At 65.3% G+C, this 11,856-nt stretch carries 15 protein-coding genes; 13 read left to right on the forward strand and 2 right to left on the reverse strand.

The window, feature by feature from the left end:
- Positions 1–116 precede the first annotated feature (116 nt).
- From ccoS to LPZ50_RS14570, 13 genes are all read left to right on the forward strand, one after another.
- Positions 117–260, forward strand: coding sequence for a cbb3-type cytochrome oxidase assembly protein CcoS (gene ccoS, locus LPZ50_RS14510; RefSeq protein ID WP_230662177.1), 144 nt, complete (start codon positions 117–119; stop codon positions 258–260).
- A gap of 86 nt (positions 261–346) precedes the next feature.
- Positions 347–1,825, forward strand: coding sequence for a cytochrome-c oxidase, cbb3-type subunit I (gene ccoN, locus LPZ50_RS14515; RefSeq protein ID WP_230662178.1), 1,479 nt, complete (start codon positions 347–349; stop codon positions 1,823–1,825).
- Positions 1,826–1,835: 10 nt separating this feature from the next.
- Entirely contained in the window at positions 1,836–2,534 is a 699-nt protein-coding gene (ccoO, locus tag LPZ50_RS14520; protein ID WP_230662179.1) for a cytochrome-c oxidase, cbb3-type subunit II, read from the forward strand.
- Between the two features lie 3 nt (positions 2,535–2,537).
- A complete protein-coding gene (locus tag LPZ50_RS14525) occupies positions 2,538–2,705 on the forward strand; it encodes a cbb3-type cytochrome oxidase subunit 3 (RefSeq protein ID WP_230662180.1) in 168 nt (55 codons plus the stop codon).
- Positions 2,702–3,640, forward strand: a complete 939-nt coding sequence (gene ccoP / locus LPZ50_RS14530) for a cytochrome-c oxidase, cbb3-type subunit III (protein WP_230662181.1) — start codon at positions 2,702–2,704, stop codon at positions 3,638–3,640. Before LPZ50_RS14525 ends, ccoP begins: the two co-directional genes overlap by 4 nt.
- A 12-nt stretch (positions 3,641–3,652) precedes the next feature.
- The gene (gene ccoG, locus LPZ50_RS14535; protein ID WP_230662189.1) at positions 3,653–5,170 is read left to right on the forward strand and encodes a cytochrome c oxidase accessory protein CcoG; all 1,518 of its coding nucleotides are present in this window, start codon (positions 3,653–3,655) and stop codon (positions 5,168–5,170) included.
- Between the two features lie 18 nt (positions 5,171–5,188).
- Positions 5,189–5,440: a hypothetical protein gene (locus tag LPZ50_RS14540; RefSeq protein ID WP_230662182.1), complete on the forward strand. Its 252-nt coding sequence runs from the start codon at positions 5,189–5,191 to the stop codon at positions 5,438–5,440.
- Between the two features lie 12 nt (positions 5,441–5,452).
- Positions 5,453–5,698 carry a hypothetical protein gene (locus LPZ50_RS14545; RefSeq protein WP_230662190.1) on the forward strand — a complete coding sequence of 82 codons (246 nt, stop codon included), beginning with the start codon at positions 5,453–5,455 and terminating at the stop codon, positions 5,696–5,698.
- A gap of 257 nt (positions 5,699–5,955) precedes the next feature.
- On the forward strand, positions 5,956–6,882 hold the full coding sequence (locus tag LPZ50_RS14550) for an ABC transporter ATP-binding protein (protein WP_230662183.1): 927 nt from the start codon (positions 5,956–5,958) through the stop codon (positions 6,880–6,882).
- Complete coding sequence (locus LPZ50_RS14555; RefSeq protein ID WP_230662184.1) at positions 6,879–7,640, forward strand: ABC transporter permease; 762 nt, start codon at positions 6,879–6,881, stop codon at positions 7,638–7,640. The genes LPZ50_RS14550 and LPZ50_RS14555 overlap by 4 nt, the downstream gene beginning before the upstream one ends.
- 28 nt (positions 7,641–7,668) lie before the next feature.
- Positions 7,669–8,406 (forward strand): haloacid dehalogenase type II, encoded by a 738-nt coding sequence (locus LPZ50_RS14560; RefSeq protein ID WP_230662185.1) that lies wholly within the window; start codon positions 7,669–7,671, stop codon positions 8,404–8,406.
- Between the two features lie 18 nt (positions 8,407–8,424).
- Complete coding sequence (locus tag LPZ50_RS14565; RefSeq protein WP_419195596.1) at positions 8,425–9,255, forward strand: AraC family transcriptional regulator; 831 nt, start codon at positions 8,425–8,427, stop codon at positions 9,253–9,255.
- An 83-nt stretch (positions 9,256–9,338) separates the two neighbouring features.
- The gene (locus LPZ50_RS14570; RefSeq protein WP_230662186.1) at positions 9,339–9,743 is read left to right on the forward strand and encodes a cupin domain-containing protein; all 405 of its coding nucleotides are present in this window, start codon (positions 9,339–9,341) and stop codon (positions 9,741–9,743) included.
- Between the two features lie 33 nt (positions 9,744–9,776).
- Here LPZ50_RS14570 and LPZ50_RS14575 read toward each other — a convergent pair whose 3' ends face one another.
- Together LPZ50_RS14575 and fahA are read right to left on the reverse strand one after the other, a co-directional pair.
- Entirely contained in the window at positions 9,777–10,739 is a 963-nt protein-coding gene (locus tag LPZ50_RS14575; protein ID WP_230662187.1) for a Bug family tripartite tricarboxylate transporter substrate binding protein, read from the reverse strand.
- A 42-nt stretch (positions 10,740–10,781) separates the two neighbouring features.
- On the reverse strand, positions 10,782–11,856 hold a 1,075-nt coding region (fahA, locus tag LPZ50_RS14580), incomplete at its 5' end, for a fumarylacetoacetase (RefSeq protein WP_230662188.1).

Raw genomic sequence — 11,856 nt, forward strand, 5'->3', positions numbered from 1 at the left:
GCCATCACCATGCTGCTGTCGTCGCTGGCCGTGGCCGGCGGCGCGTGGCAGTTGTACCGCCGCCACCGCGCGCTGGCCGCCAGCCACGGCGCCGCCGTGGCCATACCCGTCGCCCCATGAGCATCCTGTACCTGCTGCTGCCGTTGTCCGTCCTGTTCGTTCTGGGCATTGCGCTGGCCCTGGGCTGGGCCGTCTTCAACGGACAGTTCGACGACACGGAAGAGGCCGGCAGCGCCATTCTTCGCGATAAAGACACCTGAAATTTGCAGGGTCCATGACCAAAATCAAGGCCAGCCCAGACAAACCGGCAGATCATTCCATCTCCGCATCAACTGGGGGACAGACCATGTTTGATAGCAGTACAACTGCCAATCGACAAGATGTTTTCAACTACAAAGTCGTGAGGCAGTTTGCTGTCATGACTGTGGTTTGGGGTATTGTGGGCATGGCCGTAGGCGTCCTGATCGCCGCGCAGCTCATCTGGCCGCAACTCAACTTCGACATTCCCTGGCTAAGCTACGGACGCCTGCGTCCGCTGCACACCAACGCGGTCATCTTCGCCTTCGGCGGCAGCGCGTTGTTCGCCACTTCCTACTATGTCGTGCAGCGCACCTGTCAGGCGCGGCTGTTCGGCGACAAGCTCGCCGCCTTCACGTTCTGGGGCTGGCAGGCTGTCATCGTGGCGGCCGCCGTCACGCTGCCCCTGGGCTACACCAGCAGCAAGGAATACGCCGAGCTCGAATGGCCCGTCGACATCCTCATCACGCTGGTGTGGGTAGCCTATGCCCTGGTGTTCTTCGGCACCATCGTCAAGCGCCGCGTGCGCCACATTTATGTGGCCAACTGGTTCTTCGGCTCGTACATCCTCACCATCGCCATCCTGCACATCTTCAACAACATCGAAATCCCGGTGTCGCTGTGGAAGTCGTATTCGGCATATAGCGGCGTGCAGGACGCCATGGTGCAGTGGTGGTACGGCCACAATGCCGTCGGCTTCTTCCTTACCACCAGCTTCCTGGGCATGATGTACTACTTCGTGCCCAAGCAGGCCGGCCGGCCCATTTATTCGTACCGGCTTTCCATCGTGCACTTCTGGGCCCTGGCATTCACCTACATGTGGGCCGGGCCGCACCACTTGCTGTACACCTCGCTGCCCGACTGGACCCAGTCGCTGGGCATGACGTTCTCGCTGATCCTGCTGGCGCCGTCGTGGGGCGGCATGATCAACGGCATCATGACCCTGCAGGGGGCCTGGCACCGCCTGCGCACCGACCCCATCCTGAAGTTCCTGGTCACGGCATTGTCGTTCTACGGCATGTCCACCTTCGAAGGCTCCATGATGTCCATCCGCACGGTGAATGCACTGTCGCACTACACCGACTGGACTGTCGGCCACGTGCACTCCGGCGCGCTGGGCTGGGTGGCCATGATCACCTTCGGTTCGCTGTACTACCTCATTCCCCGGCTGTACGGGCGCACCGCCATGCACAGCGTCAAGGCCATCGAACTGCATTTCTGGGTGGCCACCATAGGCGTGGTGCTGTACATCGCTTCCATGTGGATCGCCGGGGTGCAGCAGGGCATCATGTGGCGCAACACGGCGGCCGACGGCTCGCTGGTGTACAGCTTCGTCGAAGAACTCAAGACGCGCCTGCCGTTCTACCTGATCCGCCTCACCGGCGGCGTGATGTACCTGGCGGGCGTATTCATCATGGCCTGGAATGTCTGGATGACCGTGCGCGGCCAGCGCGCCGTCAATCCGGAAATCCCGCCAGTCGAACCGCAGCCGCGTGTGGCGCCGCTGGTCGCACCTGCTACCGCCTGACGAGGTTCCCATGGCTAACAAGCAACACGGATTCTTTTCCCACCAGACCCTCGAAAAGAACATCGGGGTAATGATCATCGCCAGCATCCTGGTGGTGTCGTTCGCGGGGCTGGTGCAGATCATCCCGCTGTTCTTCCAGCATTCCACCACCCAGGCGGCGCTAGGCATCGAACCCTACGGCGCATTGCGCCTGATGGGGCGCGACGTCTACATCCGCGAAGGCTGTGTCGGCTGCCACTCGCAGCAGGTGCGCATGCTGCAGGCGGAAGTGCAGCGCTACGGTTCGTACTCCGAGGCCGCCGAATCGGTGTACGACCATCCCTTCCTGTGGGGGTCCAAGCGTACCGGCCCCGACCTGGCGCGCGTGGGCGAACGCTATTCCGACATCTGGCATCGCATCCACCTGCGCGACCCGCGCGTGGCGGTTCCCGAATCGAACATGCCGGCCTACCCGTGGCTGCAGCACGCCAAGCTCGACGGCCAGAACGTCCAGGACCGCATGCGGGCACTGCGCAAGCTGGGCGTGCCTTACTCCGACGCCGACATCGCAGCCGCGCCGCAGGCCATCGCGGGAAAAACCGAAGAAGACGCGCTGGTGGCCTACCTGCAAGGGCTGGGCGTCGGAGTGCGGCAGGCGCGCCAGGCACAGGCGGAACAAGCCCGGCAGGCATCGGCAACGGCCGGGCAGGGCGCGGCGCAAGGAAACTGATTCATGCTGACTATCACTGGAATTATGACGGCCGTGTCCATGGCCACCTTTTTCGGCATTGTGTGGTGGGCGTACTCGCGCGGCCGGCAGGCTGCCAACCGTGAATCGGCGTTGCTGCCGTTCGCATTACCCGATGAAACCGGGACCGCCCAAGGAGCAACGCGGCCATGAACGATTTCACCCACAATTTCTTCGGTTATTTCATTGCTTTCATTTCGTTGGGCGGCATCGCCTGGTGCCTGTGGCTGCTGTACACGCAACGCCGCTGGCTGGGCAAGAAGCCCGAGGCCGGCGTCGTGGAAGACACCGGCCATGTCTGGGACGGCGACCTTACCGAGCTGAACAACCCGGTGCCCCGCTGGTGGACATGGATGTACCTGCTGGCCTGTCTGTTCGCCCTTGGGTACCTGGTGCTGATGCCGGGTTTGGGGGCCTTCCAGGGCATGCTGGGCTACACCACGGCCGACGAAGTCAGCCGGCACCAGGCGCAGCTGGCCGAACAGATCAAGCCGGTGTACGCGCGCTTCCAGGCCATGACGGTGCCGCAGATCGCCGCCGATGCCAGCGCCCGCCAGATCGGCGAACGCCTGTTCCAGAACACGTGCTCGCAATGCCACGGGTCGGACGCCCGCGGCGGGCCCAGCTTTCCCAACCTGACCGACTCCGACTGGCTGTACGGCGGTACGCCCGAGGCCATCACCCTGACCATCACGCAGGGGCGCCATGGCATCATGCCGCCATGGAAGGGCAGCATCGATCCCGCGGCGGCCAGCGATACCGCCCACTACGTGCGGTCGCTGTCGGACCTGGCGGCCGACCCACTGAAGGTGCACCGCGGGGCGCGTACCTACGCCAACTACTGCGTGGCCTGCCACGGCGTGGACGGCAAGGGCAACCAGGCCCTGGGGGCTCCCAACCTGACCGACGGCACCTGGCTGCATGGCAGTTCCGAGGCCAGCATCGTGCAGACCATCCTGGAAGGGCGCGACAACCGCATGCCCGCCCATGACACCGTGCTGACACCCGAGCAGATCCGCATCCTTACCGCCTGGGTGTGGGGCCTGTCCAACCGCCCGGATGCGGCCAGCGCAGCCAGCTTGCCGTAGCCCATGTCAGCCATGCAACAACGGCAGCCTGGCGGGCCCGCTTCCACGGCGGGCTCCCCTGGCAACGCCGATGCGCCTTCCACGGCGGCCTCGTCCCACAGACCCCATCGCGCCGCGGCCGGCACGGACGAATCCCTGGAATACACGCTGGCCGGCATTCGCGGCAAGATCTACCCACGTTCTGTCAGCGGCGTTTTCGCGCGCTGGCGCGTGGCCTTCGTGTTCCTGACGCAACTGGTGTTCTACGTCATGCCCTGGCTGCAGTGGCAGGGCCGGCAGGCGGTGCTGTTCGACCTGGGCGAGCGCAAGTTCTATCTGTTTGGCCTGGTGCTGTGGCCGCAAGACGTGGTGTACCTTGCGGTGCTGCTGGTGATCTCGGCGCTGGCCCTGTTCCTGTTCACGGCGGTGGCGGGGCGGTTGTTCTGCGGGTACGCCTGCCCGCAAACGGTGTATACCGAAATCTTCATGTGGATCGAGCGCAAGGTCGAAGGCGACCGCCTGGCCCGCATCCGGCTGGACGCAGATCCCTGGACACCGCGCAAGCTGCGCCTGAAACTGACCAAGCACGCGCTGTGGATTCTCGTGGCCTGGTGGACAGGCTACACCTTCATCGGCTACTTCGCGCCCGTCCGCGACCTGGGCGCCGCGCTGGCCACGTTGCAGCTGGGGCCATGGCAGTGGTTCTGGATGCTTTTCTACGGGTTCGCCACCTGGGGCAACGCGGGCTTCATGCGCGAAGCCGTGTGCAAGTACATGTGCCCGTACGCGCGCTTCCAGAGCGTCATGGTGGATCCGGACACTTTCGTGGTTACCTACGACAAGGGCCGTGGCGAACCGCGCGGGGGCCGTTCGCGCAAGCTCGACCACAAGGCCGCGGGCCTGGGCGATTGCGTCGATTGCAGCTTGTGCGTGCAGGTATGCCCCACTGGTATCGACATCCGCAATGGTTCGCAATACATGTGCATAGGCTGCGGCGCCTGCATCGATGCCTGCGATCAGGTCATGGGCAAGCTGCAATACCCCGTGGGGCTGATCCGCTATGCCTCGCAGCGTGCCGTGCAGGAAGGTTGGTCGGCTCGCCAGTCGCGGGCGCGCCTGTTCCGCCCGCGGGTGCTGGTCTACGGCACCATCATCTTCCTGCTGGCTTGCGCCTTCGTGGCTTCGCTGGCCTTGCGCAACCCCTTGCGCGTCGACATCATCCGCGACCGCGGCGTGCTGGGCCGCGAAGTGCCGGGCGGCATGGTCGAGAACGTGTACCGCCTGCAAGTGATCAATACCTCTGAATCGCGCCTGACGCTGCAACTGGCCGCCACGGGCCTGCCTGGGCTGGAAGTGCATGTCGAACGGCAGGCGGGGCAGGCCATCGACCTGGAACCGTACGCCAACACGCTGGTGCCGGTGGTCATACGCGTGCCTGCCGGTGCGGCGGCGCCCGGGTCGCACGCCATTACCTTGCAGGCCCGGGCACGCGATGCTGCCGGCCAGGTGCTGGCGCGCGACGAGGCATCCAGCTTCTACCTGCCCAACTGAACCCTTACGAGCCCAACCATGAAAACCCCTGATTCCTCCGACCCCTGGTATCGCGAACCCTGGCCCTGGTTCTTGATGGCCGGCCCGCTGCTTGCCATCCTGGGTTGCATGATCACCATCTACCTGGCCATGACTCGCTACGGCGACCAGGCCATTTCGGACGGCGGCGTCAAGCGCGGCCTGGTGGTTGAACGCGTCCAGCCCGCCGCCGCGGCGCCGGCGCCCGGCCTGGCGGAAAGCCGGCCGGAACCGGCCCAGGGCCGGCCCTGAATGGAGCCCTCTATCTGCTGGCGGCGGGTGGCGGCCATTCTGTGGTCGTCGTTCCTGGCGGCCGGGCTGGGCAGCGGCCTGGTGTTCGCCCTGATAGACCCCCTGGACGTGATCGTGCTGGGCGCCTGGCAGCCCAGCCGCATGGGGTTCTATACCGTGTCATTCTTCGTGCTGTGGCTGATCGCGGCCGCGGCGGCGGCGCTGGCGGCCTGGCTGTCACCCGTGGCCCGGCCGGAGGATGACGCCGGCCGCTTCTAGGCCGGACCAAGCCGCGTCGGCCTGCCCGGTAGGCGGGCAAGATCACGGGCCGAAAAATAATAATCAACAAAATCAAGCCCTTGGCGTTGGCTGGGCGTGTGTGCCGCCGCTCCGGGGCGCAGCAGGGCGCCCGCGCGGGCAAAGAACGCCGTCCGGCCCATTCTGTACTGGCGCGGAATTCACTTGTGGCGCCAGCGGAACGATGGGCCAGGGGCCAGGCGGTAGAATCGTGAGTTCATCGCTATACCGAGGTCCGTGTGCAGCCCGTCATCTCTGTGCAAGGCCTGTCCAAGACGTATGCGTCGGGACACCAGGCCTTGAAGAACATCAATCTGGATATTCAACGTGGCGAGATCTTCGCCCTGCTGGGCCCGAATGGCGCCGGCAAGACGACCCTGATCAGCATCATCTGCGGCATTGTGAATCCGGGCCAGGGCAGGGTGCTGGCCGATGGCCACGATATCGTGGCCGACTACCGCGCCGCGCGGTCGCGCATCGGGCTGGTGCCGCAGGAAATTTCCACCGATGCCTTCGAAAGCGTATGGAGCACGGTGAACTTCAGCCGTGGCCTGTTCGGCAAGCCCGCCAACCCGGCTTATGTTGAAAAAGTGCTGCGCGACCTGTCGCTGTGGGACAAGAAAGACTCGCGCATCATGGCCCTGTCGGGCGGGATGAAGCGCCGCGTGATGATCGCCAAGGCGCTGGCACACGAGCCGCAGATCCTGTTCCTGGACGAGCCCACCGCCGGGGTCGACGTGGAACTGCGCCGCGGCATGTGGGACATGGTGCGGCAGTTGCGTGAAAACGGCGTCACCATCATCCTGACCACCCATTACATTGAAGAAGCCCAGGAAATGGCGGACCGCATCGGCGTCATCCGCAAGGGCGAGATCATCCTGGTCGAGGAAAAGCATGCCCTGATGAAGAAGCTGGGCAAGCGCCAACTGGCCCTGACCCTGCCCGCGGCGCTGCCGGCCGTGCCCGCCGCGCTGTCCGGCTACGGGCTGGAACTGGCCGATGACGGGCACCGCCTGGTGTATACCTACGACAACCAGCAAGGCGGCGGCGAAATTGCGCGACTGCTGCGCCAACTGGATGAAGCGGGCATCGAATTCACCGACCTCAGTTCTTCCGAAAGCTCGCTGGAAGAAATTTTCGTCAGCCTGGTGAGCGCCAAATCATGAATTTCTACGCCATCCGCGCCATCTACCTGTTCGAAATGGCCCGTGCCTGGCGCACGCTGATGCAAAGCGTGGCCTCGCCGGTTGTGTCCACGGCGCTGTACTTTGTGGTGTTCGGTTCGGCCATCGGGTCGCACATGGTGGAGATCGACGGCGTCAGCTACGGGGCGTTCATCGTGCCCGGCATGATCATGCTGTCGCTGCTGACGCAAAGCGTGGCCAACGCCTCTTTCGGCATTTACATGCCGCGCTTCACGGGCACCATCTATGAAATCCATTCGGCGCCGATTTCGTACGTGGAAATCGTGATCGGCTATGTGGGCGCCGCCGCCAGCAAGTCGATTATCCTGGGCCTGATCACCCTGGCCACCGCACGCCTGTTCGTGGAATTCCAGATCCAGCATCCGTTCTGGATGATAGGTTTCCTGCTGCTGACCTCGATTACCTTCAGCCTGTTCGGTTTCATCATCGGGGTGTGGGCCGACGGCTTCGAGAAACTGCAGATCATCCCGCTGATGATCATTACGCCGCTGACCTTTCTGGGCGGCACCTTTTATTCCATCAATATGCTGCCGCCGTTCTGGCAAACGGTGACGTTGTTCAACCCGGTGGTGTACCTGGTCAGCGGCTTCCGCTGGAGCTTCTACGGCGTGTCGGACGTCAGCGTGACCATCAGCCTGGGCATGACACTGGTGTTCCTGGCGGTATGCATCGTGGGCGTGCGCTGGATATTCAAGACGGGGTACCGGCTGAAGACTTAGCCAGCCCCATCACAAGGAGCCTGACATCATGGCATGGGACAAGGTACAGGCACTGGTGTTCGACGTGTTCGGCACCGTGGTCGATTGGCGCAATGGCGTGGCGCGCGAGGCGCAGCCCTTCCTGGCCAGGCATGGCGGGGGCGGGGTGGACCCGGCGGCGTTCGCCGATGCCTGGCGCAGCCATTATTCGCCGTCCATGGAAACCGTGCGCAGCGGCTTGCGCCCGTTTGTGCGCCTGGACGTGCTACACCGAGAAAACCTGGAGTCCGCGCTGCGCGACGTGGGCATCGACCCGGCCGGCGTGCCGCCCTCCGAACTGGACGACCTTAACCTGGCCTGGCACCGCCTGGACCCCTGGCCCGATTCGGTGGCCGGGCTGGCACGGCTGAAGACGCGCTTCATTATTGCGCCGCTGTCCAACGGCAATATCCGGCTGATGCTGGACATGGCCAAGCGCGCCGGGCTTCCGTGGGATGCGATTCTGGGCGCCGAGGTGGCGCAGGCCTACAAACCCATGCCCGAAGCCTATCTGCGCACGGCCGAGGTGCTGGGCCTGCAGCCGTCCGAAGTCTGCATGGTGGCCGCGCACAATGGCGACCTGGCTGCCGCGCGCCAGTGCGGCCTGAAAACCGCGTTCGTGCGCCGCCCCACCGAGCATGGGCCGGAGCAGGCCACCGACCTGCAGGCCCAGCAAGACTGGGACGCAGTGGCGGACGATTTCGGCGCATTGGCCGACCAATTGCTGGGCTCCGCCGCGGCCCGCTGAGCGGGCGCCGCAGCCGCCATGGCCCGCCTGATACGTTCCCCGCGCATGCGGCCCGACTGGATCCGGCGCGAGCCCGATGCGGGCGGCCTGGAGCGCATCGAGGCGTATTTCCAGGGCCATGGCTATGACCCGCACCGGCATGCCACATACGCCATTGGCCGCACCCTGGCCGGGGTACAGAGCTTCCACTACCGCGGCGCGCTGCGCCACAGCCTGCCGGGGCGCACCATCGTGCTGCATCCCGACGAAGTGCACGACGGCCATGCCGGGACGGAGGCGGGGTTCCACTATCGCATGGTGTATGTGGATCCGGTGGCCTTGCAGCAGGTAATGGGCGGCACGGCCCTGCCTTTCATCGAGGGTGGGATTTCCGCGGACGCGCGCCTGTATGCGGCCACGCAGGCGTTCGTGCGGCGCATTGGCCAGCGGCTGGACAGCCTGGCCCAGGATGATGCGTTGTTCGAGCTGGCCGCGGCATTGCAGGCGGCCGGCGGCGTGCGTCCGGCGCGCCATCGTCCGGATTACCGGGCCGCCGAGCGTGCCCGGCAGGCTATTCACGACACCCTGGGGCAGTCCATTACGCTGCGGCAACTGGAGGCGGCCAGCGGACGCGATCGCTGGAGCCTGTCGCGGGATTTCCGGGCGCTGTACGGGATAAGCCCGTCGCGGTATGTGCAGGCGCGCCGCCTGGATTGGGCGCGGCGCCTGATGCTGGCGGGCCGGAGTATTGCCGACGCGGCGGCGCAGGCCAACTTTGCCGACCAGAGCCATTTGTCGCGCAGTTTCCGGGCCACCTTCGGGTTGCCGCCCGCTGCCTGGCTGAAAATGCTCTCGCCGCGGGGCGCCTGAGCCCCGCCTGCGCACAAAGGTTCAAGACAGCGGCGGGCTGCCGCGTTTACGCTGGCCGGACAGGCATACACGGAGACCTGACCATGAACCCACCTGACACCCTGCCCGAGGCGGGCCAGCCCGGCATCCCGCGCGTGATCAATTTCGCCGACAAGCTGGCCCGCATCCACGGGCACTGGTCGCCGCGCGTGGTGGCCGAGATGAACGACTACCAGTTCAAGCTGGTGAAAATCCAGGGCGACTTCATCTGGCACGACCATGCCGATACCGATGAAACCTTTATCGTCCTGAAGGGCCGGCTGCGCATCGACCTGCCCGGGGGGCAGGTTGAAGTAGGGCCGGGCGAGATGGTGGTGGTGCCTCGCGGCATGTCGCACAAACCCTGTGCCGGGCAGGAAGTGGAAATGATGCTGATCGAGCCCCGCGGCGTGCTTAACACCGGGGGCGAGACCAGCGAGCGCACGGCGCAGAATGATGTGTGGATCTAGCGCCGGCGCGGGGCCGGCCGTTGCGCGCTGTGCTTACTTGCCGCTGATGTTGCCCAGCTTGGCGATGGTTTCCTTCTCGGTATCGACGCTTTGCAGGGCGGCGCGCGTGTAATCCTGGTGATTCAGGTACAGCGGTGAAACGCCCAGTTGCACCAGCTTGTCGGCAAATGCCTGGTCCTTCAGGGCGTCGCCTATAGCTGAATCGATCTTGGCCACCACGTCGGCGGGCATGCCCTTGGGCCCGGCAATGCCGAAGGCCGAGGTGTGCACCACGCCGTATCCGGCTTCTTTCAGGGTGGGCACATCGGGCAGCGCGGCCGAGCGTTTTTCACCGAGGGTGGCCAGGGCTCGCACGTCGCCGTTCTTGATATAGGGCAGGATGCCGCTGGCGCCCACCAGGGTCTGGATGTGGCCGCCCATCAGCGCCGACAGCGCGTCGGATTCGCCCTTGAAAGGAATGTGCGTCCATTGCGCCTGCGCGGCCTCGCCCAACTGCACCATGGCGATGTGCTGGCTGCTGTAGGCGCCGGGCGTGCCGTACGAGATGGAGTTGTTGTTCTGCTTGGCGTAGGCCACCAGCTCGTCCAGTGTCTTCCAGGGCGCATCGCCCTTGACGGCCAGGTAGTAGTCGTAGCCCGCCACCTGCGAGATATAGGTGAAGTCCTTGGCGGGATCGTAGGGGGCGCCGGTAATGTGGGGCATGCGGTAGATGCCGATAGGCACCATGGTGATGGTGTAGCCGTCGGGCTTGGTCTGCAGCATCTGGATGGCGCCCATCGTGCCGTTGGCGCCCGTCTTGTTTTCCACGACGACGGACTGGCCCAGCCGCTTGCCCATCTGTTCGGCCAGGGCCCGGCCGACCTGGTCGGTAACGCCGCCGGCCGAGTACGGGACGATCATGCGGATGGGCTGGTTGGGAAAACTGCCTTGCGCGCTGGCCGTGGCGCAAGCCAGGCCCAGGGCGGCGAGTATGCCGGTGGCGATCGATGGTTTCATTCTGGTCTCCTGTGGTTATAAAAATGGGGTGCTGCCCTGGGTTCAGGCGTAGGGCGCGGCGCGGGCCGGTAATACGCGCGCCACGCAATCGCCAAACCCCAGCGTGTAGCCGCGCTGTGTATTGCAATAGGCGCGCAGGGTGATTTCATCGCCATCGCACAGGAAAGCGCGCTGCTCGCCGGAAGGCAGGGTCACCGGCTGGCTGCCGCCGGAGGTCAGTTCCAGCAAGCTGCCGTTGCCGGAATGGTCGGGCGTGGAAATGGTGCCCGAGGCCAGCAGGTCGCCGGGGCTGATATTGCAGCCGCCCAGAGTATGCTGGGCCAGCATCTGGGCGGGCGTCCAGTACAGGTGGCGGGTGTGCGATTGCGCCAGGCGATGGGCCGGCAGGCCTTGCTGGCGCATGATTTCAGTGGACAGCCATACTTCCAGGTGCACGTCCAGGCCGCCGTGCCGCCGGTCGTTATCATCCACCAGATAATCCAGCAGGGCCGGGTCGGCCGGCGCGCGTGGCATCGCCGCATGGCGGAACGGCGCCAGCGCCTCGGCCGTGACCACCCAGGGAGACACAGTGGACGCGAAATTCTTGCCCTGGAACGGCCCCAGAGGCTGGTATTCCCAGGCCTGGATATCGCGTGCCGACCAGTCGTTGAACAGGCCGTAGCCGGCAATGTGCTCGTGCGCGGCGGACAATGGCACGGGTATGCCCAGGGCATTGCCCGGGCCGCCCCAGATGGCGAGTTCCAGTTCGAAATCCAGGCGTTCGCTGGGCTGCAGGCGCGGCGCATGCTCGGCGCGCACTTGCCCCCATGGCCGCTGCACCGCTTGTCCCGACACGGTAATGGACGAGTGCCGGCCGTGGTAGGCAATGGGCACATGTTTGTAATTCGGCAGCAGGGGGCAATCGGGCCGGAACAGCGTGCCTACCTTGGTGGCATGGTGGATGCCCGCATAGAAATCGGTATAGCTGCCTATGGCCGCGGGCAGGGCCATGCGCGTGTCCCGCAAGCTGTGCAGGATGCTGTCCGAGCGGCCCGCGGCCGGGCTGCCGCTGGCCAGCAGGGCAAACAGCGCGTGGCGCACGGCCAGGCGTTCGGGCGGGGGCAGCGCCATCCATGCG

The sequence above is a fragment of the Bordetella petrii genome (assembly GCF_020991325.1).
GTDB lineage: Bacteria > Pseudomonadota > Gammaproteobacteria > Burkholderiales > Burkholderiaceae_B > Bordetella_A > Bordetella_A petrii_E.